Consider the following 24,316-nt stretch of genomic DNA (forward strand, 5'->3'; position numbering starts at 1 on the left):
CCACCATGAAACGAACAGCAGTTGCCGCATCCGCCGCCGCGCTCCTCCTCCCCCTGTCGGCCTGCGGCGGCAGCGCCGAGGCAGGCAGCGGCTCCACGATCACCGTCACCGTCGGCTACCAGTCCAAGACCATCAACACCGTCACCGCCGGCACCCTGCTGCGCTCCCTCGGCTCCTTCGAGAAACAGCTCAACTCCCTGCACGACGGCCACACCTACAAGGTCGACTGGCAGGACTACGCCACCGGCGCCCCGATCACCGCCCAGATGACCGCGGGCAAGATCGACATTGGTTCGATGGGCGACTTCCCGCTGCTGCTCAACGCCGCCCGCGGCAAACAGCTCGGCCGCCCCACCCATCTGGTCTCGGTCACCGGCTACAACCTGCGCGGCGGCCTCAACACCGTCGTCACCGCACCCGGCTCGAAGCTCACGTCCTTGCAGGACCTGAAGGGCAAGAAGGTCTCCACGAGCATCGGCTCCGCCGCCGACGGCACCCTCGTACGAGCCCTGCAGCGCGCCGGCATCGACCCGGACAAGGGCATCTCCAAACTCAACCAGCAGCCTGCGGTGGGGGCTTCGGCACTCTCCTCCGGCAGCGTGGACGCCCTGTCGCAGTTCGTCGCCTGGCCGGGCCTGCTCGCCTACCAGGGCAAGGCGAAGGCGCTGTACGACGGCGCCCAGCTGAACCTGCCCACTTTCCACGGTGTCACCGCCCGTGAGGACTTCGCCAAGCAGCATCCGGCAGTCCTGGAGGCATTCCTCAAGGCTCAGGCGGAGGCGACCGACTACCTCAACGCCCACCCCGTCGCCGCCGCCGAGAAGGTCGCGAAGGCCACCGGCCTGCCCGCCGAGGTCGTCTACCTCTACAACGGCGCCCACGGCGTCGCCACCTTCGATCCGGCCGTCAAGCCACAGCTCGTCTCCGCACTGAAGCAGGACGTGTCCGTACTGAAGGCTGCCAAGCTGACCGGCGACATCGACGTGGACTCCTTCGTCGACGACCAGTACGTCAAGAAGGCCCTCGCCGCCTCGTACGCCCGGCGGCTCGCCGACGGGCCCGCACCCGCCGCGGACGAGGTATGGCCCAAGGGCAGTGAGAAGACGGTCTCCTTCAAGTCCGCCAAGGAGCTGCTGGCGTATGTGGCCGGGCACCAAGGCGGCGTCCGCGCCGCCTATGTGCCTGACGTCACCACCGGCACCCTCTGGTTCGCCGACAAGGCAGTCTGGGTGGCCGACGGCGACCAGTTGCTGCCCTTCGTCACCCCGGCAACCGCGCAGGCCTACGTCACCGCCCACGGCGGTGCCCGTACGGTGTCGTACCGAGAGGCTCTGGAGCGCGCCTCATGACCCGGCAGCCCCTGGCCCGGTATGCGCTGCGGACGGCCTCCCTCGCCGCCTTCCTCGGGCTTTGGCAGGCGCTGACCAGCCTGAACGTCGACCTGTGGCTGCGCTTCTCGCAGTTCCCGACGGTCACCGACGTGGCCCGCGCCTTCGCCGACCGGCTCTCCGGAGGCGACTACTGGACCGACCTCACCGACAGCCTCACCCGGATCCTCACCGGCTTCGCGCTGGCGGCCGCCCTGGGCGTGGCGACGGGCGTGCTCGTGGCCCGCTCGCGCCTTGCCGAGGATCTGCTCGGCCCGGTCCTGGAGGTCATCCGCCCGATCCCCGCGATCGCCCTCGTCCCGGTCGCGATCCTGCTCTTCCCGTCCAATGAGCAGGGCATCGTCTTCATCACCTGCACCGCCGCCTTCTTCCCCGTGCTGGTCTCCACCCGGCACGCGGTCCGCGCGCTGACCCCCGTCTGGGAAGAGGCGGTACGCACCATGGGCGGCAGCCGGCTGCGGATTCTCGGCTCGGTGGTGCTGCCGGGCGCGCTGCCCGGCATCTTCGGCGGGCTGTCGGTCGGCATCGGCGTGTCGTGGATCTGCGTGATCTCCGCGGAGATGATCTCCGGCCAGTACGGGGTCGGCTACCGCACCTGGCAGGACTACACGGTGGTGAACTACCCCGGCGTCTTCGTCGGCATGGTCACCATCGGCGTCCTCGGCTGGGTCACCTCCACGGCCGTGGAACTCCTCGGCCGGCGCCTGACCCGCTGGCTGCCCCGGACCTCGTACGTCCCCAGCGGCCGCACCCGCGTGCCCCGGCCTGTCATAGCCCCCGTTGGTGCCGACAGCGATTCCGAGCACCAGGCCCAGCCCGAGCAACACAGCCAGCAGGACGCCGAGGAGGCCCGCGATGAGCACCTCGTCTGAGATCGTCACCGCTCCTGTCACGCCGGCGTCGGAGGCCGGACGCGGCACCCGGCTCACCTTCCGTTCCGCCGTGCTCGGCAGGCCGGACGCGCCGGTGCTGTACGACGTCGACCTGGATGTCTCCCCCGGCGAGATCCTCACCGTCGTCGGTCCCTCCGGCTGCGGCAAGTCCACCCTGCTGCGCACCCTCGCCGGGCTGCTGCCTCCCCTGGGCGGCACCGCCGAGGTGGACGGCGTCCCGCTGACGGGACCGTCGGCCGACCGCGCGCTGGTCTTCCAGGAGGACACGCTGCTGCCCTGGCGCACCTTGCGCGGGAACGTCGAACTGCCGCTCGCCATCAGCGGCGTACCGCGTTCCGAACGGCGTTCCCGGGCCGAGGCGTGGCTCGCCCGCGTCGGACTCAGTGCGCAGGCGGGGCAATTGCCGCACCGGGTGTCCGGGGGGCAGCGCCAGCGCGCCCAGTTGGCCCGGGCGCTGGCCGACAGCCCGCGCGCCGTCCTGATGGACGAGCCCTTCGGCGCCCTCGACGCACAGACCCGTTCCGGCATGCAGGACCTGCTGGTGGAGGTGTTGCGCGGCACGGGCGCGACCATCGTCTTCGTCACGCACGACGTGGACGAGGCCCTCTTCCTCGGAGATCGCGTCGCCCTGCTCGGCTCCGGCCGGGTGGCCGCCGTACGGGACGTGCCCGGGCCGCGTGACCGCGGGGCCGTGGACGACCCCGCCCGCATGGCCCTGCGGCGCGACATCCTCTCCTCGCTCGGCTCCTGAAAGGCACCCCGGTGACCACCCCCGCCACCACTTCCCCGGAGATTCCCGCCGTCGCCGACGCCGATGAACTGACCTGCGACGTCCTCGTCATCGGCGGCGGCACCGCCGGCACCATGGCCGCCCTGACCGCCGCCGAGCGCGGCGCGAACGTCCTGCTGCTGGAGAAGGCCCACGTCCGTCACTCCGGCGCGCTCGCCATGGGCATGGACGGCGTCAACAACGCGGTCATCCCCGGCCGCGCCGAACCCGACGACTATGTCGCCGAGATCACCCGCGCCAACGACGGCATCGTCGACCAGTCCACCGTCCGCCAGACCGCCACCCGCGGTTTCGCGATGGTGCAGCGGCTGGAGTCGTACGGCGTCAAGTTCGAGAAGGACGAGCACGGTGAGTACGCGGTGCGCCAGGTGCATCGCTCCGGCTCGTACGTACTGCCCATGCCAGAGGGCAAGGACGTCAAAAAGGTCCTGTACCGGCAGCTCCGGCGGCGCGAGATGCGGGAGCGCATCCGGATCGAGAACCGGGTGATGCCGGTCCGGGTCCTGACCGCCGACGGGCGGGCCGTGGGCGCCGCCGGATTCAACACCCGCACCGGCGCCTTCGTCACCGTCCGCGCCGGCGCCGTCATCCTCGCCACCGGCGCCTGCGGCCGGCTCGGCCTGCCCGCCTCCGGCTACCTGTACGGCACCTACGAGAACCCCACCAACGCCGGGGACGGTTACGCCATGGCCTACCACGCCGGCGCCGAGCTGACCGGCATCGAGTGCTTCCAGATCAACCCGCTGATCAAGGACTACAACGGCCCGGCCTGTGCCTACGTCGCCAACCCCTTCGGCGGCTACCAGGTCAACCGGCACGGTGAGCGGTTCGTCGACTCCGACTACTGGTCGGGGCAGATGATGGCCGAGTTCGCCGCCGAGATCGCCAGCGACCGCGGCCCGGTCTACCTCAAGCTCAGCCACCTCCCGGAGGAGTCGATCTCCGCACTGGAGTCGATCCTGCACTCCACCGAACGGCCCACCCGAGGCACCTTCCACGCCGGCCGCGGGCACGACTACCGCACCCACGACGTCGAGATGCACATCTCCGAGATCGGCCTGTGCGGCGGCCACTCCGCCTCCGGCGTCCGCGTCGACGACCACGCCCGCACCACCGTCCCCCGCCTGTACGCCGCCGGTGACCTCGCCTGCGTCCCGCACAACTACATGATCGGCGCGTTCGTCTTCGGCGACCTCGCGGGTGCGGACGCCGCCCAGTACACCGCGTACGAGGGTGAACTTCCCGCGGATCAGGTGCGTGAGGCGCACGAGCTGATCTACCGCCCGCTGCGCAACCCCGACGGCCCGCCGCAGACCCAGGTCGAGTACAAGCTGCGCCGTTTCGTGAACGACTACGTGGCACCGCCGAAGTCCGGCGCCCGGCTCTCCCTCGCCCTGGAGGCCTTCGAGCGGATGCACGCCGACATCGCCGCCATGGGTGCCCGCACGCCGCACGAGCTGATGCGCTGCGCCGAGGTCACCTTCATCCGGGACTGCGCCGAGATGGCCGCCCGCGCTTCTCTCGCCCGCACCGAGTCCCGCTGGGGCCTCTACCACGACCGTCTCGACCACCCCGGTCGCGACGACGTCTCCTGGTTCCGCCATCTCGATCTGCACAAGTCCCCCTCTGGTGCGATGGAGTTCACGGCCCGTCCCGTGGCTCCGTATCTGGTCCCGGTCGAGGAGTTCGCGCCGGTCGGCGGTCCCTCCCGGAAGCTGGGCGAGGTCCGCCCCGAGCACGTGGCCACGGCGGGGCCGCGCGAGGTGGCTCCGGTCGCAGGCGGACGGACGTCCGCGCCTGCCACCGTTTCCGCCGACCGGGCCGACGCGCCGGGCAGTGCCTCCCCTCGGCTGCTGGAACTGCTGGAGCTGGCCGATGCGGAACCCGAACTCGTGCTGGTCGAGCCCTACTTGGCCGACCCGGACCCCGCCGTGCGCCGTACGGCCGTCTCGGTCCTGACCGAGACCGTGCCATCCGGCACCGGGCAGGCCCTGGCCGGTGCCCTGTCCGATCCCGATGCCGGGGTGCGCGCCGCCGCCGCTGCCTCGCTGCGCGAACTCGTCGAGACCCTGCCGCCCGAACCCGCCCTGGGCACCGCTCTCACCGGTGCCCTCGCCGCGGCCGACCCGGTGGTCCGCGCCGCCGCCCTCGATGTGCTGCGCGCCCTGCGGCTCGGCGAGGCCGGGGTGTTCGCGGCGGCGCTGGACGACCCCGACATCACCGTGCGCACCGAGGCCGTACGAGCGCTCGTCTCCGTCGACGCTGTCCGGCCGCTCGCGGGTGCCGCGGACGATCCCTCACGGGAGGTCCGGGTCACCGTGGCCAAGGCCCTGGCCGCCGTCGGCTCGGTGTCCCTGACCGCGGCCGACCGGGAGCTGCTGACCGCCGCCCTGGACCGGCTCACCGAGGACAGCGATCCCCTGGTGCGCGGGGCCGCGTACGGCGCGCTGGCCGGCACCGGCTGCCCGGGCCCGCTGGCCGACCGTGCCGTCGCCGCACTGTCCCACCCGGCCTGGCAGGTCCGCTCCGGCGCCGCCACCGCGCTGTCCGCCGCGTCCTCCGAGATCGCCGTCGCCGCCCTGGCCAAGGCGCTGGCCGACACCAACGCCGATGTGCGCAAGGCGGCGGTGCTGTCCCTGACCCGGCACCGGGCCACCGAGGAGGCACGCGCGGCCCTCGCGACGGCCACCGCCGACTCGGACGCGGACGTCAGGGCCTACGCGGCTCGGGGGCTGTGACGGCGGCGCTTCCGCGCATCACCCCGAACCCGCCCGCCCGCTATATCCAGTCGTCCGGTTCGGGCTCCACGTCCGGCTCCGGCCAGTCGGCGTCCTGTGCGTCGCCTGCGGCCGGGGCCGGGGCCGGGCCGTCCAGGGCGGCGAGCACGGCCAGCACGCCCTCCCCGTACGTCGCCAGCTTCTTCTCGCCGACGCCGCTCACCGTGCCGAGCTCACGGACCGAACCGGGCCTGCGGGTGACGATCTCCCGCAGGGTGGCGTCGTGGAAGATGACGTACGCCGGTACGCCCTGCTCGCGGGCCTGGTCGGCACGCCAGGCACGCAGCGCCTCGAAGGCGGGCAGGAGCTCTTCGGGCAGTTCGGCCACGGCGGCCTTGGTCTTGCGGTCGCCGCCGGACGACCGGGACCGGGAGGCGGCCGGCTTCTTCGGCTCCTTGCGCAGCGGCACCTCCCGCTCGCTCCGCAGCACGGAGCCGCTTCCCTCGGTGAGCACCAGAGTGCCGTACTCCCCCTCGACCGCGAGCAGCCCCTGCGCCAGCAGCTGCCGGATGACGCCCCGCCACTCGCCCTCGCTGAGGTCCTGCCCGATGCCGAAGACGGACAGCTGGTCGTGGTCGAACTGGATCACCTTGCCGGTGCGCTTGCCGAGCAGGATGTCGACGATCTGCACGGCGCCGAACTTCTGCCCGCGCTCCCGCTGCAGGCGGACGACCGTGGACAGCACCTTCTGCGCCGCGATCGTGCCGTCCCAGGTCTCCGGCGGGGTGAGGCAGGTGTCGCAGTTGCCGCAGCCCGCCGCGTCGGGGTCCTGGCCGAAGTAGGCGAGCAGCTGGCCGCGGCGGCAGCGGGCCGTCTCGCACAGCGCGAGCATGGCGTCGAGGTGGGCCGTGGCCCGGCGGCGGAACGCCTCGTCACCCTCGCCGGACTGGATCAGTTTGCGCTGCTGTATGACGTCGTTCAGGCCGTATGCCATCCAGGCCGTGGACGGCAGCCCGTCGCGGCCCGCGCGGCCGGTCTCCTGGTAGTAGCCCTCGATGGACTTGGGCAGGTCCAGGTGGGCGACGAACCGTACGTCCGGCTTGTCGATGCCCATGCCGAAGGCGATGGTCGCCACCACCACCAGGCCGTCCTCACGCAGGAACCGGGCCTGGTGGGCGGCGCGCATGCTCGCGTCCAGGCCCGCGTGGTACGGCACCGCATCGACGCCGTTGGCGGTCAGGAACTCCGCCGTCCGCTCCACCGAGTTGCGCGACAGGCAGTAGACGATGCCGGCGTCGCCCGGGTGCTCCTCGCGCAGGAAGGCGAGCAACTGCTTCCTGGGGTCGGCCTTGGGCACGATCCGGTACTGGATGTTGGGCCGGTCGAAGCTGGCCACGAAGTGGCGGGCCGCCGGCAGGTTCAGCCGCTGGGTGATCTCCTGGTGGGTGGCGCGGGTGGCCGTGGCGGTGAGGGCGATCCGCGGGACGTCCGGCCAGCGCTCGCCGAGGAGGGACAGAGTCAGGTAGTCCGGGCGGAAGTCGTGGCCCCACTGGGACACACAGTGCGCCTCGTCGATCGCGAAGACGGAGATCTTGCCGCGCGAGAGCAGGTCGAGCGTGCCCTCCAGGCGCAGCCGCTCCGGCGCCAGGTAGAGCAGGTCCAGCTCGCCGGCCAGGAACTCGGCCTCGACCACGCGCCGCTCGTCGAAGTCCTGCGTGGAGTTGACGAAGCCGGCGCGCACGCCGAGGGCGCGCAGGGCGTCCACCTGGTCCTGCATGAGCGCGATCAGCGGCGAGATCACCACGCCCGTCCCCGGTCTGACCAGGGCCGGGATCTGGTAGCAGAGCGACTTTCCGCCGCCGGTGGGCATGAGGACGACGGCGTCGCCGCCCGCCACCACATGCTCGATGACCGCTTGCTGCTCACCTCGGAAGGCGTCGTACCCGAAGACCCGGTGCAGCGTGGCCAGCGCCTCGCTGTCGGCCGCGCCCGGCCCCTCGGTCACCTGTGGCATCTCGCTGATCCCGCCCGTCGCACCCATCGTCCTGTCCCCCGTCGGTCCCCCGTGTGTCGTCTCTCGACCGCTGCCTCCACGATAGGGGTCCGGACCGACAGCCTCGGAGTTATCCACAGGCACCCGGCCCGGTGATCATGGAAACGTGCCGTTGCCCGGCCCCTCCCGAACGGGCGGTGCCGGGCAGCGGCACGGGCAGGGTGGAGCGTCAGCGCACGAACACTCCGGCCTGGCTCGCCAGGTCCAGGAAGTACTGCGGGGCCACACCGAGCACCAGCGTCACCGCGACGCCGACGGCGATCGCCGCCATGGTCAGCGGGGAGGGGACGGCCACGGTGGGGCCCTCCGGCTTCGGTTCGCTGAAGAACATCAGCACGATCACGCGGATGTAGAAGAACGCGGCGATCGCCGAGGAGATCACACCGACGACGACCAGCGGCGCCGCGCCACCGTCCGCCGCCGCCTTGAACACGGCGAACTTCCCGGCGAAGCCGGAGGTCAGCGGGATGCCGGCGAAGGCCAGCAGGAACACCGCGAAGACCGCCGCCACCAGCGGGGAGCGCCGGCCGAGCCCCGCCCACTTGGACAGGTGGGTCGCCTCGCCGCCCGCGTCGCGGACCAGCGTGACCACCGCGAAGGCGCCGATCGTCACGAACGAGTAGCCGGCCAGGTAGAAGAGCACGGACGAGACGCCGTCCTTCGACGTGGCGATGACACCCGCGAGGATGAATCCGGCGTGCGCGATGGACGAGTACGCCAGCAGCCGCTTGATGTCGGTCTGCGTGATCGCGATGATCGCACCGCCGAGCATGGTGATGATCGCCACCGCCCACATGACCGGCCGCCAGTCCCAGCGCATCCCGGGCAGAACGACGTACAGCAGCCGCAGCAGCGCGCCGAACGCGGCCACCTTCGTCGCCGCCGCCATGAAGCCGGTCACCGGGGTCGGCGCGCCCTGGTAGACGTCCGGCGTCCACATGTGGAACGGCACCGCACCCACCTTGAACAGCAGGCCCATCACGATCAGGGCGCTGCCGAGCAGCAGCAGCGCGTCGTTGCCCATGGTGTTGGCGAGCGCCGGATCGACGTTGGTGACCGTGCCGTCGACGACCTGGGCGATGCGCGCGTACGACACCGAGCCCGCGTAGCCGTACAGCAGGGCGATGCCGAACAGCGTGAACGCCGAGGCGAACGCGCCGAGCAGGAAGTACTTGACCGCGGCTTCCTGCGACATCAGCCGCTTGCGGCGGGCCAGCGCGCACAGCAGGTACAGCGGCAGGGAGAAGACCTCCAGGGCGACGAACAGCGTCAGCAGGTCGTTGGCCGAGGGGAACACCAGCATGCCGGCGATCGCGAAGAGCAGCAGCGGGAAGGCCTCGGTGGTGGTGAAGCCGGCTTTCACCGCGGCCTTCTCGCTGTCGCTGCCGGGTACGGAGGCGGCCTGCGCGGCGAAGGAGTCGACGCGGTTGCCGTGCGCGGCCGGGTCGAGGCGCCGCTCGGCGAAGGTGAACAGGCCGACGAGTCCGGCCAGCAGGATCGTGCCCTGCAGGAACAGGGAGGGTCCGTCGACCGCGATCGCCCCCATGGCCGCGATGTGCGCCTTGGTGGTGCCGTAGCCGTCGGCGGCCAGCGCGACCACCGCGGCGAACGCGGCGCAGAGGGCTACGACGGACACGAACACCTGGGCGTAGTAGCGGGACTTGCGCGGGACGAACGCCTCGATCAGCACGCCGACCAGTGCCGCACCGACGACGATCAGCGTCGGCGACAATTGTCCGTATTCGATCTTCGGTGCCGGGATCTTCGCGATCGGGTCGGCCGCGGTTGTCCACAGGCTGTGGACGACTGTTGTGCTCACTTGGCCGCCTCCACCGAGGGCTTGGGGTCGGTCTTGTGGACGTCGGACATGGTCTGCTTGACCGCCGGATTGACGATGTCCGTGACGGGCTTCGGGTAGACGCCGAGGAAGATCAGCAGCACGATCAGCGGGGCGACGACCACGAGTTCACGCACGCGCAGGTCGGGCATCGCCGAGACCTCGGGCTTCACCGGGCCCGTCATCGTCCGCTGGTACAGGACCAGGGTGTAGAGCGCGGCGAGGACGATGCCGAAGGTGGCGATGATGCCGATCGCCGGGTAGCGCGTGAACGTGCCGACCAGGACCAGGAACTCGCTCACGAACGGGGCGAGGCCGGGCAGCGAGAGGGTGGCGAGGCCGCCGATCAGGAAGGTGCCGGCGAGCACCGGGGCGACCTTCTGCACGCCTCCGTAGTCGGCGATGAGCCGCGAGCCGCGCCGGGAGATCAGGAAGCCGGCGACCAGCATCAGCGCGGCGGTGGAGATGCCGTGGTTGACCATGTAGAGCGTCGCGCCGGACTGGCCCTGGCTGGTCATCGCGAAGATGCCCATGATGATGAAGCCGAAGTGCGAGATCGACGCGTAGGCGACCAGGCGCTTGATGTCCCGCTGGCCGACGGCGAGCAGTGCGCCGTAGACGATGCTGATGAGCGCCAGGACGAGGATGACGGGCGTCGCCCATGTGCTGGCCTGGGGGAAGAGCTGGAGGCAGAAGCGGAGCATCGCGAAGGTGCCCACCTTGTCGACGACCGCGGTGATGAGGACGGCGACCGGTGCGGTGGCCTCCTGCATCGCGTTGGGCAGCCAGGTGTGCAGCGGCCACAGCGGGGCCTTCACCGCGAAGGCGAAGAAGAAGCCCAGGAACAGCCAGCGTTCCGTGCTCGTCGCCATGTGCAGCGAGCCGTTCGCGCGGGCCTGCGCGATCTCCTGCAGGCTGAAGTTTCCGGCCACCACGTAGAGGCCGATCACCGCGGCCAGCATGATCAGACCGCCGACCAGGTTGTAGAGCAGGAACTTCACCGCCGCGTACGACCGCTGCGTCGACGCCGCCTTCTCGCCCTGCGCGTGGGCGCGGTCCCCGAAACCGCCGATGAGGAAGTACATCGGGATGAGCATGGCTTCGAAGAAGATGTAGAAGACAAAGACGTCGGTGGACTCGAAGGAGATGAGCACCATCGCCTCGACGGCGAGGATCAGCGCGAAGAAGCCCTGGGTGGGCCGCCAGCGGCGGCTGCCCGTCTCCAGTGGGTCCGCGTCGTGCCAGCCCGCGAGGATGATGAACGGGATCAGTACGGCGGTCAGCGCGATCAGTGCCACCGCGATGCCGTCGACGCCCAGTTCGTATCTCACGCCGAAGTTCTCGATCCAGGCGCGGGACTCGGTGAGCTGGTAGCGGGCGCCGTTCGGGTCGAAACGGACCAGGACGGTGATCGCCAGGGCGAGCGTGGCGAGCGAGACGAGCAGCGCCAGCCATTTGGCGGCGGTGCGCCGCGCGGCCGGTACGGCGGCCGTGGCGACGGCTCCCACGGCCGGGAGCACCGCCGTCGCTGTCAGCAGAGGAAAGGACATCGGTATCAGACCGCCCTCATCAGCAGGGTCGCGGCGACCAGGAGTGCCGCACCGCCGAACATCGAGACCGCATAGGAGCGGGCGAAGCCGTTCTGGATCCGGCGGAGCCGTCCGGACAGGCCGCCGAAGCCGGCCGCCGTGCCGTTGACGACGCCGTCGACCAGGGTGTGGTCGACGTAGACCAGGGAGCGCGTCAGGTGCTCGCCGCCACGCACCAGGACCACATGGTTGAAGTCGTCCTGGAGCAGGTCGCGGCGGGCCGCGCGGGTGAGCAGCGAGCCGCGCGGGGCGACGGCGGGGACGGGTTTGCGGCCGTACTGGCCCCAGGCGATGCCCACGCCGACGACCAGGCAGACCAGGGTGGCTCCGGTGACGGTCCAAGTGCTGACCGGGGAGTGGCCCTCGCTGTGCCCGGTGACCGGCTCGAGCCAGTGCAGGAAGCGGTCGCCGAGGTTGAAGAAGAAGCCGCCGGCCACCGATCCCACGGCCAGCACGATCATGGGGATCGTCATGACCTTGGGCGACTCGTGCGGGTGCGGCACGGCGTGCTCGCCGCGCGTCTCGGCGGCGGGCTCCACGCTCGGTTCGGCGGGGGACGGGGTCGGGGCGTCGCGCCAGCGTTCTTCTCCGAAGAACGTCATCAGCATCACGCGGGTCATGTAGAACGCCGTGATGGCCGCGCCAAGCAGGGCCGCGCCGCCGAGGATCCAGCCCTCCGTGCCGCCCTTGGCGAAGGCCGCCTCGATGATCTTGTCCTTGGAGTAGAAGCCGGACAGGAACGGGAAGCCGATGATCGCCAGGTAGCCGAGCCCGAAGGTGATGAACGTGATCGGCATGTACTTCCGCAGGCCGCCGTAGCGGCGCATGTCGACCTCGTCGTTCATGCCGTGCATGACCGAGCCCGCGCCGAGGAACAGCCCGGCCTTGAAGAAGCCGTGCGTCACCAGGTGCATGATCGCGAAGACGTAGCCGATGGGGCCGAGGCCCGCGGCGAGCACCATGTAGCCGATCTGCGACATGGTCGAGCCGGCCAGCGCCTTCTTGATGTCGTCCTTCGCGCAACCGACGATCGCACCGAACAGGAGCGTGACGGCGCCTACGACGGTGACGGCCAGCTGGGCGTCGGGGGCCGCGTTGAAGACGGCTCCGGAACGGACGATCAGATAGACGCCCGCGGTCACCATCGTGGCGGCGTGGATCAGGGCCGAGACCGGGGTGGGGCCCTCCATGGCGTCACCGAGCCAGGACTGCAGCGGCACCTGGGCGGACTTGCCGCAGGCGGCGAGGAGCAGCATCAGGCCGATCGCGGTGAGCTTGCCCTCGGAGGTGTCGCCGGTGTGGCTGAGGACCGGGCCGAAGGCGAAGGTGCCGAAGGTGGTGAACATCAGCATGATCGCGATCGACAGACCCATGTCGCCGACGCGGTTCACCAGGAAGGCCTTCTTCGCCGCCGTCGCGGCGCTGGGCTTGTGCTGCCAGAAGCCGATCAGGAGGTACGAGGCGAGGCCGACGCCCTCCCAGCCGACGTACAGCAGCAGGTAGTTGTCGGCGAGGACGAGCAGCAGCATGGCCGCGAGGAACAGGTTCAGGTAGCCGAAGAAGCGGCGGCGCCGCTCGTCGTGCTCCATGTACCCGACCGAGTACAGGTGGATCAGCGAGCCGACGCCCGTGATGAGCAGGACGAACGTCATCGACAGCTGGTCCAGGCGGAAGGTGACGTCCGCCTGGAAGCCGGCCACCGGGACCCAGCTGAACAGGTGCTGCATCAAGGTCCGGTGATCGGCGGCCTTGCCGAGCAGATCGGCGAAGAGGACGAGGCCGATGGCGAAGGAGACGAACGAGAGCAGCGTGCCGATCCAGTGGCCGACGGCGTCGAGCCGCCGGCCGCCGACCAGAAGGACGGCCGCTCCGAGCAGGGGCGCCGCGATGAGCAGCGCGATCAGGTTCTCCACGATTCTTCCGACCCCTTACAGCTTCATCAGGCTGGCGTCGTCGACCGAGGCCGAGTGGCGGGTACGGAACAGCGACACGATGATCGCGAGGCCCACCACGACCTCCGCGGCGGCGACGACCATCGTGAAGAAGGCGATGATCTGGCCGTCGAGGTTGCCGTGCATCCGGGAGAAGGTGACGAACGCGAGGTTGCAGGCGTTCAGCATCAGCTCGATGCACATGAAGACCACGATGGCGTTGCGGCGGATCAGTACGCCGGTGGCGCCGATCGTGAACAGCAGGGCGGCGAGGTAGAGGTAGTTGACCGGGTTCACTTCGACGCCTCCTCGGGCCGCTTGAACGTCGCCGGTTCGATCGCCTTGCGCTCCAGACGCTCCTCCGCGCGCTGCTCCAGCGCCCGCAGGTCGTTGAGGGCCTCCGCCGACACGTCACGGATCTGGCCGCGCTCGCGCAGCGTCTTGCTGACGGTCAGCTCGGAAGGGGTGCCGTCGGGGAGGAGGCCCGCGATGTCGACGGCGTTGTGCCGGGCGTAGACACCGGGGGCGGGCAGCGGCGGCACGTGCGTGCCCTCACGGACCCGCTGTTCGGACAGCTCGCGCTGGGTCTTGGCACGCTCGGTGCGCTCGCGGTGGGTGAGCACCATGGCGCCGACGGCCGCCGTGATCAGCAGGGCGCCGGTGATTTCGAAGGCGAAGACGTACTTGGTGAAGATGAGGGACGCGAGGCCCTCCACATTGCCGTTCACGTTCGCCTGGCCGATGCCGGCGAACTCCTTCAGGGAGGCGTTCCCGATGCCGGCGAAGAGCAGGATGCCGAAGCCGGCCCCGCACAGAAGGGCCAGCCAGCGCTGGCCCTTGATGGTCTCCCTGAGCGAGTCCGCGGCCGTGACGCCGACGAGCATCACCACGAACAGGAACAGCATCATGATCGCGCCGGTGTAGACGACGATCTGTACGACGCCCAGGAAGTAGGCGCCGTTGGCGAGGTAGAACACCGCCAGGACGATCATGGTCCCGGCGAGGCAGAGCGCGCTGTGCACGGCCTTCTTCATGAGGACGGTGCACAGGGCGCCGATCACCGCGACGGTGCCGAGGACCCAGAACTGGAAGGCCTCACCGGTGGAGGTGGTGTAGGCGGCGAGCTGTGCGGTCATCGGCCGATCACCTTCTCCGAGGCCGGCTCGTCCTCGCCGAAGGTGGACGCGGCCTCCTGCGGGACCTCGCCCTTGGACAGGGCGACCTGGCGGACCGTGCCGGGGGCGGCCTGTGTCACCAGGCCCCGGTAGTAGTCCTGTTCGTCGGTCCCCGGGAAGATCGCGTGCGGCGTGTCGACCATGCCCTCTTCGAGGCCGGCGAGGAGTTGTTCCTTGGTGTAGATGAGGTTGGCGCGGCTGGAGTCGGCCAGTTCGAACTCGTTGGTCATCGTCAGCGCGCGCGTGGGGCACGCCTCGATGCACAGGCCGCACAGGATGCAGCGGGCGTAGTTGATCTGGTAGACGCGGCCGTACCGCTCGCCCGGCGAGTAGCGCTCCTCGTCGGTGTTGTCGGCGCCCTCCACGTAGATGGCGTCGGCGGGGCAGGCCCAGGCGCACAGCTCACAGCCGACGCACTTCTCCAGGCCGTCCGGATGGCGGTTGAGCTGGTGCCGTCCGTGGAACCGCGGAGCCGTGGTCTTCTTCTGCTCCGGGTACTGCTCGGTCAGCCGCTTCTTGAACATGGCCTTGAAGGTCACGCCGAAGCCGGCCACGGGGTTCAGGAAACCGGGCTTGGTCTCCTTGGGCTCCTCAGCCATCGGACGCCTCCTTTCCATCCGTAGATCCATCACTGACAGTGTCCGACCCGCCACTGACAATCAGCTCCCGCTCGCGGCGCGGGCGGCGCCTGGGCACCGGCGGCAGCTCCTGTCCGGGCAGCGGCGGTACGGGGAATCCGCCCGCCATCGCGTCGAATCCGGCCTGCTCGGCGGCGGGCTGCTCGGGGGCCTTGGCCTTCTCCCGGAACATGTCGGCGACGAAGGAGATCAGCAGCAGGGCGAGAACTGCGCCGCCCACGTACAGGGCGATGTCGGCGAAGTCGTAGTGCTCGTTGCGCAGGGCCCGTACGGTCGCCACCAGCATCAGCCAGGTCACGGAGACCGGGATGAGGACCTTCCAGCCGAGCTTCATCAGCTGGTCGTAGCGGACGCGGGGGAGCGTGCCGCGCAGCCAGATGAAGAAGAACAGCAGCAGCTGCACCTTGATCACGAACCAGAGCAGCGGCCACCAGCCGTGGTTGGCGCCCTGCCAGAAGGAACTGATCGGCCAGGGGGCGCGCCAGCCGCCGAGGAACAGCGTGGTCGACACGGCCGACACAGTCACCATGTTCACGTACTCGGCGAGCATGAACATCGCGAACTTGATGGACGAGTACTCGGTGTTGAAGCCGCCGACCAGGTCGCCCTCGGACTCCGGCATGTCGAAGGGGGCGCGGTTGGTCTCGCCGACCATCGTGACGATGTAGAGGATGAACGAGACCGGCAGCAGCAGGATGTACCAGCGGTCGTGCTGCTGGGCCACGATCGTGGATGTCGACATCGACCCCGAGTACAGGAACACGGAGGCGAACGCGGCGCCCATCGCGATCTCGTAGGAGATCATCTGCGCGCAGGAACGCAGGCCGCCGAGCAACGGGTAGGTGGATCCGGAACTCCAACCCGCCAGGACGATGCCGTAGATGCCGACGGAGGCGACCGCGAGGATGTAGAGCATCGCGATCGGCAGGTCGGTCAGCTGCATCGTCGTGCGGTGACCGAAGATCGAGATCTCGTTGTCGGCCGGCCCGAAGGGGATCACCGCGATCGCCATGAAGGCCGGGATGGCCGCGACGATCGGGGCCAGGACGTAGACCACCTTGTCGGCGCGTTTGACGATGATGTCTTCCTTGAGCATCAGCTTCACGCCGTCGGCGAGCGACTGGAGCATGCCCCAGGGGCCGTGCCGGTTCGGGCCGATGCGCAGCTGCATCCAGGCGACGACCTTGCGCTCCCAGACGATGGAGAACAGCACGGTCACCATCAGGAAGGCGAAGCAGAAGACGGCCTTGACGACGACCAGCCACCAGGGGTCGCGGCCGAACATCGAGAGGTCTTCAGCGGCGAGGTACGGGCTCATGCCTCCACCTCCTTGGGGGCCTGTTCGGCGGGTGCCGCCGGGCCGATGCGGACGAGGGAACCGGGCTGTGCGCCGGTGTCGGAGGCGACGCCCGCGCCGACGGAGTTCAACGGGAGCCAGACCACCCGGTCGGGCATCTCGGTGATCCGCAGCGGGAGTCCGGCGGTGCCGGAGGGACCGGTGACGGCAAGGACTTCGCCGTCCTTGACGCCTGCCTCGGCGGCGGTCGCGGCGGACACGCGCGCGTGTGCGGCATGCCGGGTGCCGGCGAGCGCCTCGTCGCCCGCCTGGAGGACGCCCTGGTCGAGCAGCAGCCGGTGCCCGGCGAGTACGGCCTCCCCGGCGGCCGGGCGGGGCAGCGCACCCGCGGACTCCTGGGGATCGGAGGCGCGCGGGCCGTCCCAGGGGCCGAGCCGGTCGATCTCCGCGCGCGTGGTGCGCAGATCCGGCAGGCCCAGGTGGACGTCCATGGCATCGGCGAGCATCTGCAGCACGCGCGCGTCCGTGGGGGCCAGGCGGCGGGTCATCTGGTCGGGCTTGAGGGCGGCCTCGAAGAACCGCACCCTGCCTTCCCAGTTGAGGAAGGTGCCCGCCTTCTCGGCGACCGCGGCGACCGGCAGGACGACGTCGGCGTGCTCGGTGACCTCGCTGGGCCGCAGCTCCAGCGACACCAGGAAGCCGACGCTGTCGAGTGCTTCACGCGCGCGTGCCGGGTCGGGCAGGTCGGCGACCTCCACCCCGGCGACCACGAGTGCCGACAGTTCGCCGGTGGCCGCGGCCTCGACGATGTGGTGGGTGTCGCGGCCGTAGCGCAGCGGGAGTTCGGCGAGCCCCCAGGCGGCGGCGACCTCCTCCCGCGCGCGCGGGTCGGTCGCGGGACGGCCGCCCGGCAGCAGCGAGGGCAGCGCGCCCACTTCGACGGCGCCGCGCTCACCGGCCCGGCGCGGGATCCACACCAGCTGCGCGCCGGTCGCGGCGGCGGCGCGTACGGCGGCGGTGAGCCCGCCCGTGACCGTGGCAAGCCGCTCACCGACGACGATGACCGCGCCCTCGGTGCGGAGGGCCTCCGCAGCCCGTGTGCCGGGCTCCTCCAGGCCGACGCCGCTCGCCAGGGCGTCCAGCCACTCGGTCTCGGTGCCGGGTGCGGCCGGCAGCAGGGTGCCGCCCGCCTTCTCAAGGCCCCGGGTCGCGTGCGTGGCCAGCGCGAACACCTTCTGCTTGTGCTTGCGCCAGGCCTTGCGCAGCCGCAGGAAGACGCCGGGCGCCTCCTCCTCCGACTCGAAGCCGACCAGCAGGACGGCGGGCGCCTTCTCCAGGGAGGTGTACGTGACGCCCGTACCGTCGAGGTCGCGGCCGCGGCCCGCCACCCGGGCGGCCAGGAAGTCGGCCTCCTCGCCGCTGTGCACGCGCGCGCGGAAGTCGATGTCGTTCGTGTCGAGCGCCACGCGCGCGAACTTGCTGTACGCGTAGGCGTCCTCGACGGTCAGCCGGCCGCCGATGAGGACGCCGGCCCGGGAGCGGGCGGCGGTCAGGCCCCGCGCGGCCGCCTCCAGGGCTTCCGGCCAGGAGGCGGCCTCCAGGACGCCGTCGGCGTTACGGACGAGCGGGGTGTCGAGGCGGTCCTTGAGCTGTGCGTACCGGAACGCGAAGCGCCCCTTGTCGCAGATCCACTCCTCGTTGACCTCGGGGTCGTTCTCGGCGAGCCGCCGCATGACCTTGCCGCGCCGGTGGTCGGTGCGGGTGGCGCAGCCGCCGGCGCAGTGTTCGCAGACGGACGGCGAGGAGACGAGGTCGAAGGGGCGGGAGCGGAAGCGGTAGGCCGCCGAGGTGAGCGCGCCGACCGGGCAGATCTGGATGGTGTTGCCCGAGAAGTACGACTCGAACGGCTCGCCCTCGCCGGTGCCGACCTGCTGGAGCGCGCCCCGCTCGATCAGCTCGATCATCGGGTCGCCCGCGATCTGGTTGGAGAACCGGGTGCAGCGGGCGCACAGCACGCACCGCTCGCGGTCGAGCAGCACCTGTGTGGAGATCGGTACCGGCTTCTCGTACGTCCGCTTCTTGCCGTCGAAGCGGGACTCGGCGTTGCCGTGCGACATCGCCTGGTTCTGCAACGGGCACTCTCCGCCCTTGTCGCAGACCGGGCAGTCCAGCGGGTGGTTGATGAGCAGCAGCTCCATCACACCGTGCTGGGCCTTCTCGGCGACCGGCGAGGTCAGCTGGGTCTTCACCACCATGCCGTCGGTGCAGGTGATGGTGCAGGACGCCATCGGCTTGCGCTGGCCCTCGACCTCGACGATGCACTGACGGCATGCACCGGCGGGGTCCAGGAGGGGGTGGTCGCAGAACCGGGGGATCTCGATGCCGAGCTGCTCGGCGGCCCGGATGACGAGGGTGCCCTTGGGCACGCTGATCTCGATGCCGTCGATCGTCAGCGTGACGAGGTCTTCCGGCGGGACCGCCGCCTCTCCCCCACCGGCGGGAGCACTGGTGGTCACGGTCATGCGTTCACCTCCGGGCGGTCCGCCCAGGCCGTCGACTTGGCCGGGTCGAAGGGGCAGCCCCGGCCCGTGATGTGCTGCTCGTACTCCTCACGGAAGTACTTCAGCGAGGAGAAGATCGGGGACGCGGCGCCGTCGCCGAGGGCGCAGAAGGACTTGCCGTTGATGTTGTCGGCGATGTCGTTCAGCTTGTCGAGGTCGGACATGACGCCCTTGCCCGCCTCGATGTCCCGCAGCAACTGCACCAGCCAGTACGTCCCTTCCCGGCAGGGCGTGCACTTGCCGCAGGACTCGTGGGCGTAGAACTCGGTCCAGCGGGTCACCGCCCGCACCACGCAGGTCGTCTCGTCGAAGCACTGCAGGGCCTTGGTGCCGAGCATCGAACCGGCGGCGCCGACGCCCTCGTAGTCCAGGGGGACGTCGAGGTGTTCGTCGGTGAACATCGGCGTCGAGGAGCCGCCCGGCGTCCAGAACTTCAGCCGGTGGCCGGGCCGCATGCCGCCGCTCATGTCGAGGAGCTGGCGGAGGGTGATGCCGAGCGGGGCCTCGTACTGGCCGGGGCTGGCGACGTGGCCGCTGAGCGAGTAGAGCGTGAAGCCCGGGGACTTCTCGCTGCCCATCGACCTGAACCAGTCTTTCCCGTTTTTCAGGATCGCGGGAACCGACGCGATCGACTCGACGTTGTTCACAACAGTCGGACAGGCGTAGAGGCCTTCCACCGCAGGGAAGGGGGGACGGAGCCGCGGTTGACCACGGCGGCCTTCGAGCGAGTCCAGCAGTGCGGTCTCCTCACCGCAGATGTACGCGCCGGCGCCCGCGTGCACGGTGAGCTGCAGGTCGAGCCCGCTGCCCAGGATGTTCTCGCCGAGGTAGCCCGCCGCGTAGGCCTCGCGCACGGCCTCGTGCAACCGCCGCAGAACGGGGACGACTTCACCACGCAGATAGATGAAGGCATGCGACGACCTGATGGCATAGCACGCGATCACGATGCCCTCGATGAGGCTGTGCGGGTTCGCGAAGAGGAGCGGGATGTCCTTGCAGGTCCCGGGCTCCGATTCGTCGGCGTTGACAACTAGATAGTGCGGTTTTCCATCACCCTGCGGAATGAACTGCCACTTCATTCCGGTCGGGAACCCCGCGCCGCCGCGGCCGCGCAGCCCGGACTCCTTGACGTAGGCGATCACGTCGTCCGGGGACATGGCGAGCGCCTTGCGGAGCCCCTCGTACCCCTCGTGCCTCCGGTAGACGTCCATGGTCCAGGACCGGTCCTCGTCCCAGAAGGCCGACAGCACGGGTGCGAGCAGCTTCTCGGGGCTCGTGTCCTTGACCTCGGGTACCACGGTCATCACTCCCCCTCCTCGGCGGTAGGCCCTGCCGGGTGGGCCGGGTCGGAGGCCGATGTCTCCTGCGGCGCGTCATGGGAACTGAGGTGCTCGGCCGGCGACGGCTCGTGCACCCTGTCCCTCGGTTCCTCATGCGGGCCTCCGCGCGGATGGACCACGCGCGCGGGTGCGGCCTCTCCCCTTGCCAGGCGAAGGCCCACCAGCGACGCGGGTCCCGCACTGCCGCCCTCCTCGACGGCCCCGGGCCGCTCGTCGGGGAAGCCGGCCAGGATCCGCGCGGTCTCCTTGAACGTGCACAGCCGCGCCCCGCGCGTGGGCTGTACGGGCCGTCCCGCGCGCAGGTCGTCGACCAGGCGCTTGGCGCTGCCGGGGGTCTGGTTGTCGAAGAACTCCCAGTTGACCATCACGACCGGCGCGAAGTCGCAGGCCGCGTTGCACTCGATGTGCTCCAGGGTGACCTTGCCGTCGTCGGTGGTCTCGCCGTTGCCGACGCCCAGGTGCTCCTGGAGGGTCTCGAAGATCGCGTCGCCGCCCATCACCGCGCACAGCGTGTTGGTGCACACGCCCACCTGGTAGTCCCCGGAGGGCCTCCGCCGGTACATGGTGTAGAAGGTGGCGACGGCGGTGACCTCGGCCGTGGTGAGGTTCAGCATGTCCGCGCAGAACTGCATTCCGGTGCGCGTGACATGGCCCTCCTCCGACTGCACGAGGTGGAGCAGCGGGAGCAGGGCGGACCGGGAGTCCGGGTAGCGCGCGATGACCTCGCGCGCGTCCGCCTCCAGCCGGGCCCGGACGTCGTCCGGGTAGGCGGGCGCGGGCAATTCGGGCATGCCCAGGCTGACGCCCCGCTCCGAAGAAGAGGTGGTCACCGGTCGACGCCTCCCATCACGGGGTCGATGGACGCGACGGCGACGATCACGTCGGCGACCTGGCCGCCCTCGCACATCGCCGCCATGGCCTGCAGGTTGGTGAAGGACGGGTCACGGAAGTGGACCCGGTAGGGGCGGGTGCCGCCGTCGGAGACGGCGTGCACACCGAGTTCGCCCTTGGGGGACTCGACGGCCGCGTACGCCTGTCCCGGCGGGACGCGGAAGCCCTCGGTGACGAGCTTGAAGTGGTGGATCAGGGCCTCCATGGAGGTGCCCATGATCTTCTTGATGTGGTCGAGGGAGTTGCCGAGTCCGTCCGGGCCCAGGGCGAGCTGGGCGGGCCAGGCGATCTTCTTGTCGGCCACCATGACCGGGCCGGGCTGGAGCCGGTCCAGGCACTGCTCGATGATCCCGAGCGACTGGCGCATCTCCTCCAGGCGGACCAGGAAGCGGCCGTAGGCGTCGCAGGTGTCGGCGGTCGGGATCTCGAAGTCGTACGTCTCGTAGTCGCAGTACGGCTGTGCCTTGCGCAGGTCGTGGGGCAGGCCGGTGGAGCGCAGGATCGGGCCGGTGGCGCCGAGGGCCATGCAGCCGGCCAGGTCGAGGTAGCCGATGTCCTGCATGCGGGCCTTGAAGATGGGGTTCCCGGTGGCGAGCTTGTCGTACTCCGGGAGGTTCTTCTTCATCTTCTTCACGAACTCGCGGATCTGGTCCACCGCGCCGGGCGGCAGGTCCTGGGCGAGTCCGCCGGGGCGGATGTACGCGTGGTTCATCCGCAGGCCGGTGATGAGCTCGTAGAGGTCGAGAATCATTTCACGATCACGGAATCCGTAGATCATGATCGTGGTGGCGCCGAGCTCCATGCCGCCGGTGGCGATGCACACCAGGTGGGAGGACAGCCGGTTCAGCTCCATCAGGAGCACCCGGATGATCTTGGCGCGCTCGGTGATGTCGTCCTCGATGCCGAGGAGTTTCTCGACGGCGAGACAGTAGGCGGTCTCGTTGAAGAAGGACGTCAGGTAGTCCATGCGCGTGACGAAGGTAGTGCCCTGCGTCCACGTGCGGTACTCGAGGTTCTTCTCGATGCCGGTGTGCAGATAGCCGATGCCGCAGCGGGCCTCGGTGACCGTCTCGCCCTCGATCTCCAGGATCAGGCGGAGCACTCCGTGGGTGGAGGGGTGCTGGGGACCCATGTTGACGACGATGCGTTCGTCGTCGGCGCGGGTCGCGGACTGGACGACCTCGTCCCAGTCGCCACCGGTGACCGTGTAGACGGTGCCCTCGGTGGTCTCGCGCGCCGAGGCGGCCGACGCGGCGGATGCTGACTGCGTGCTCACGAGTACGACCTCCGCTGGTCCGGAGCCGGGATCTGGGCGCCCTTGTACTCGACGGGGATGCCGCCGAGGGGGTAGTCCTTGCGCTGCGGGTGGCCCTGCCAGTCGTCCGGCATCATGATCCGCGTCAGGGCCGGGTGACCGTCGAAGACGATTCCGAAGAAGTCGTAGGTCTCGCGCTCGTGCCAGTCGTTCGTCGGATAGACGGAGACGAGGGACGGGATGCGCGGGTCGGCGTCGGGGGCGCTGACTTCCAGGCGGATCAGCCGGTTGTGGGTGATCGAGCGCAGGTGGTAGACGGCGTGCAGCTCGCGGCCCTTGTCGTGCGGGTAGTGGACGCCGCTGACGCCGGTGCAGAGCTCGAAGCGCAGGGCCGGGTCGTCGCGCAGGGTGCGGGCGACGCGGAGCAGGTGCTCGCGTTCGATGTGGAAGGTCAGCTCGCCGCGGTCGACGACCGTCTTCTCGATGGCGTTGCCGGGGAGGAGCCCCTGTTCCTCCAGGGCGCCCTCCAGCTCGTCGGCGACCTCGTCGAACCAGCCGCCGTAGGGGCGGCTCGCCGGTCCCGGGAGCCGGACCGAGCGGACCAGGCCGCCGTAGCCGGAAGTGTCGCCGCCGTTGTTGGCGCCGAACATGCCGCGCTGGACGCGGATCTCCTCGCCACCCTGGCCGCGCTGGCCGGGGAGGTTGGAGGCGGAGAGGTCCTTCTCGGGGTTCACCCCGTTCGCGGACCCGTTCACGCCGCCCGTGCCGTTGCCGTTCGCGTCGCTCACCGCAGCAGCCCCTTCATCTCGATCGTGGGCAGGGCCTTGAGCGCCGCCTCCTCCGCCTCGCGGGCCGCTTCCTCGGCGTTGACGCCGAGCTTGGAGGACTGGATCTTCTGGTGGAGCTTGAGGATCGCGTCCATCAGCATCTCGGGGCGGGGCGGGCAGCCCGGCAGGTAGATGTCGACCGGGACGATGTGGTCGACGCCCTGGACGATCGCGTAGTTGTTGAACATGCCGCCCGAGGAGGCGCAGACGCCCATGGAGATCACCCATTTCGGGTTGGGCATCTGGTCGTAGACCTGCCGCAGCACCGGCGCCATCTTCTGGCTGACCCGGCCGGCGACGATCATCAGGTCGGCCTGGCGCGGTGAGCCGCGGAAGACCTCCATGCCGAAGCGCGCCAGGTCGTAGCGGCCGGCGCCGGTGGTCATCATCTCGATGGCGCAGCAGGCGAGGCCGAAGGTGGCCGGGAAGACGGACGCCTTGCGCACCCAGCCCGCGGCCTGCTCGACGGTGGTCAGCAGGAAGCCGCTCGGCAGCTTTTCTTCGAGTCCCATGTCCTAAGGCCCCTCAGTCCCATTCCAGGCCGCCGCGCCGCCACACGTACGCGTACGCGACGAAGACGGTGAGCACGAAGAGCAGCATCTCCACGAGCCCGAAGATCCCCAGGGCGTCGAAGGTGACGGCCCAGGGATAGAGGAAGACGATCTCGATGTCGAAGACGATGAAGAGCATCGCCGTCAGGTAGTACTTGATGGGGAAGCGCCCGCCGCCGGCCGGCGTGGGGGTCGGCTCGATGCCGCACTCGTAGGCCTCGAGCTTGGCGCGGTTGTACCGCTTCGGACCGATCAGCGTGGCCATGACCACGGAGAAGATCGCAAAGCCTGCCCCGAGGGCTCCCAGTACGAGGATGGGCGCATACGCGTTCACCGCTCCTCGCTCCTCTCAGTCGGCGCTGACTGCTGGCGGTTGCACTGGTGCACTGCGCTCACTTCCGCCTCACCGGCCCCACGAACCCCGCCGTCCCGGGCGAAGATCGAGAACATGTGAAGCAGGTCACAAGCCCAGTTGCCACGCATCTTATGCCCGTCGCTCTGTGATCTGCGACACGGGGTATTGCACGAGCTTTGTGATCTCCACCACCTGACGAAGGATCATGAAGTCGGATGATGAGTGATC

General features: G+C 70.0%; 19 protein-coding genes. 4 read left to right on the top strand and 15 right to left on the bottom strand.

What is annotated here, in order from left to right:
* The first annotated feature begins 5 nt into the window (after positions 1-5).
* Genes ABB07_RS16255 through ABB07_RS16270 form a run of 4 tightly spaced genes read left to right on the top strand, consistent with a single transcriptional unit; the run spans position 6 to position 5,809 of the window.
* Positions 6-1,349 carry an ABC transporter substrate-binding protein gene (locus ABB07_RS16255; RefSeq protein ID WP_208899376.1) on the top strand — a complete coding sequence of 448 codons (1,344 nt, stop codon included), beginning with the start codon at positions 6-8 and terminating at the stop codon, positions 1,347-1,349.
* Complete coding sequence (locus tag ABB07_RS16260; protein WP_244189384.1) at positions 1,346-2,260, top strand: ABC transporter permease; 915 nt, start codon at positions 1,346-1,348, stop codon at positions 2,258-2,260. The genes ABB07_RS16255 and ABB07_RS16260 overlap by 4 nt, the downstream gene beginning before the upstream one ends.
* Complete coding sequence (locus ABB07_RS16265) at positions 2,244-3,032, top strand: ABC transporter ATP-binding protein (RefSeq protein ID WP_208899377.1); 789 nt, start codon at positions 2,244-2,246, stop codon at positions 3,030-3,032. The genes ABB07_RS16260 and ABB07_RS16265 overlap by 17 nt, the downstream gene beginning before the upstream one ends.
* An 11-nt stretch (positions 3,033-3,043) precedes the next feature.
* Complete coding sequence (locus ABB07_RS16270; protein WP_208899378.1) at positions 3,044-5,809, top strand: fumarate reductase/succinate dehydrogenase flavoprotein subunit; 2,766 nt, start codon at positions 3,044-3,046, stop codon at positions 5,807-5,809.
* 40 nt (positions 5,810-5,849) lie between these two features.
* Here the strand turns inward: ABB07_RS16270 and recQ are convergent, their stop codons facing one another.
* The 15 genes from recQ to ABB07_RS16345 all read right to left on the bottom strand — a co-directional run bounded on the left by recQ (position 5,850) and on the right by ABB07_RS16345 (position 24,067).
* The gene (gene recQ / locus ABB07_RS16275; RefSeq protein WP_208899379.1) at positions 5,850-7,829 is read right to left on the bottom strand and encodes a DNA helicase RecQ; all 1,980 of its coding nucleotides are present in this window, start codon (positions 7,827-7,829) and stop codon (positions 5,850-5,852) included.
* Between the two features lie 181 nt (positions 7,830-8,010).
* Positions 8,011-9,660 carry an NADH-quinone oxidoreductase subunit NuoN gene (gene nuoN / locus ABB07_RS16280; RefSeq protein ID WP_208899380.1) on the bottom strand — a complete coding sequence of 550 codons (1,650 nt, stop codon included), beginning with the start codon at positions 9,658-9,660 and terminating at the stop codon, positions 8,011-8,013.
* Positions 9,657-11,228 (bottom strand): NADH-quinone oxidoreductase subunit M, encoded by a 1,572-nt coding sequence (locus ABB07_RS16285; RefSeq protein ID WP_208899381.1) that lies wholly within the window; start codon positions 11,226-11,228, stop codon positions 9,657-9,659. Before ABB07_RS16285 ends, nuoN begins: the two co-directional genes overlap by 4 nt.
* Before the next feature lie 5 nt (positions 11,229-11,233).
* A complete protein-coding gene (gene nuoL / locus ABB07_RS16290; RefSeq protein WP_208899382.1) occupies positions 11,234-13,180 on the bottom strand; it encodes an NADH-quinone oxidoreductase subunit L in 1,947 nt (648 codons plus the stop codon).
* Between the two features lie 15 nt (positions 13,181-13,195).
* A complete protein-coding gene (gene nuoK / locus ABB07_RS16295; protein WP_023547474.1) occupies positions 13,196-13,495 on the bottom strand; it encodes an NADH-quinone oxidoreductase subunit NuoK in 300 nt (99 codons plus the stop codon).
* Positions 13,492-14,334, bottom strand: a complete 843-nt coding sequence (locus ABB07_RS16300) for an NADH-quinone oxidoreductase subunit J (protein ID WP_208899383.1) — start codon at positions 14,332-14,334, stop codon at positions 13,492-13,494. Before ABB07_RS16300 ends, nuoK begins: the two co-directional genes overlap by 4 nt.
* On the bottom strand, positions 14,331-14,972 hold the full coding sequence (gene nuoI, locus ABB07_RS16305) for an NADH-quinone oxidoreductase subunit NuoI (RefSeq protein ID WP_208899384.1): 642 nt from the start codon (positions 14,970-14,972) through the stop codon (positions 14,331-14,333). Before nuoI ends, ABB07_RS16300 begins: the two co-directional genes overlap by 4 nt.
* Positions 14,965-16,329: an NADH-quinone oxidoreductase subunit NuoH gene (nuoH, locus tag ABB07_RS16310; protein WP_208899385.1), complete on the bottom strand. Its 1,365-nt coding sequence runs from the start codon at positions 16,327-16,329 to the stop codon at positions 14,965-14,967. Before nuoH ends, nuoI begins: the two co-directional genes overlap by 8 nt.
* Complete coding sequence (locus tag ABB07_RS16315; RefSeq protein ID WP_208899386.1) at positions 16,326-18,830, bottom strand: NADH-quinone oxidoreductase subunit G; 2,505 nt, start codon at positions 18,828-18,830, stop codon at positions 16,326-16,328. Before ABB07_RS16315 ends, nuoH begins: the two co-directional genes overlap by 4 nt.
* A complete protein-coding gene (gene nuoF / locus ABB07_RS16320) occupies positions 18,827-20,173 on the bottom strand; it encodes an NADH-quinone oxidoreductase subunit NuoF (protein WP_398001809.1) in 1,347 nt (448 codons plus the stop codon). Before nuoF ends, ABB07_RS16315 begins: the two co-directional genes overlap by 4 nt.
* Positions 20,173-21,039 (bottom strand): NADH-quinone oxidoreductase subunit NuoE, encoded by an 867-nt coding sequence (gene nuoE / locus ABB07_RS16325; protein ID WP_208899388.1) that lies wholly within the window; start codon positions 21,037-21,039, stop codon positions 20,173-20,175. Before nuoE ends, nuoF begins: the two co-directional genes overlap by 1 nt.
* Positions 21,036-22,376: an NADH-quinone oxidoreductase subunit D gene (locus ABB07_RS16330; protein WP_208899389.1), complete on the bottom strand. Its 1,341-nt coding sequence runs from the start codon at positions 22,374-22,376 to the stop codon at positions 21,036-21,038. Before ABB07_RS16330 ends, nuoE begins: the two co-directional genes overlap by 4 nt.
* Positions 22,373-23,143: an NADH-quinone oxidoreductase subunit C gene (locus tag ABB07_RS16335; protein WP_055703810.1), complete on the bottom strand. Its 771-nt coding sequence runs from the start codon at positions 23,141-23,143 to the stop codon at positions 22,373-22,375. Before ABB07_RS16335 ends, ABB07_RS16330 begins: the two co-directional genes overlap by 4 nt.
* Positions 23,140-23,694 carry a NuoB/complex I 20 kDa subunit family protein gene (locus ABB07_RS16340; protein WP_007383964.1) on the bottom strand — a complete coding sequence of 185 codons (555 nt, stop codon included), beginning with the start codon at positions 23,692-23,694 and terminating at the stop codon, positions 23,140-23,142. Before ABB07_RS16340 ends, ABB07_RS16335 begins: the two co-directional genes overlap by 4 nt.
* Before the next feature lie 13 nt (positions 23,695-23,707).
* The gene (locus ABB07_RS16345) at positions 23,708-24,067 is read right to left on the bottom strand and encodes an NADH-quinone oxidoreductase subunit A (protein ID WP_003992243.1); all 360 of its coding nucleotides are present in this window, start codon (positions 24,065-24,067) and stop codon (positions 23,708-23,710) included.
* Positions 24,068-24,316 lie beyond the last annotated feature (249 nt).

It is taken from the genome of Streptomyces incarnatus, from assembly GCF_001027185.1.
GTDB classification, from domain to species: domain Bacteria; phylum Actinomycetota; class Actinomycetes; order Streptomycetales; family Streptomycetaceae; genus Streptomyces; species Streptomyces puniciscabiei.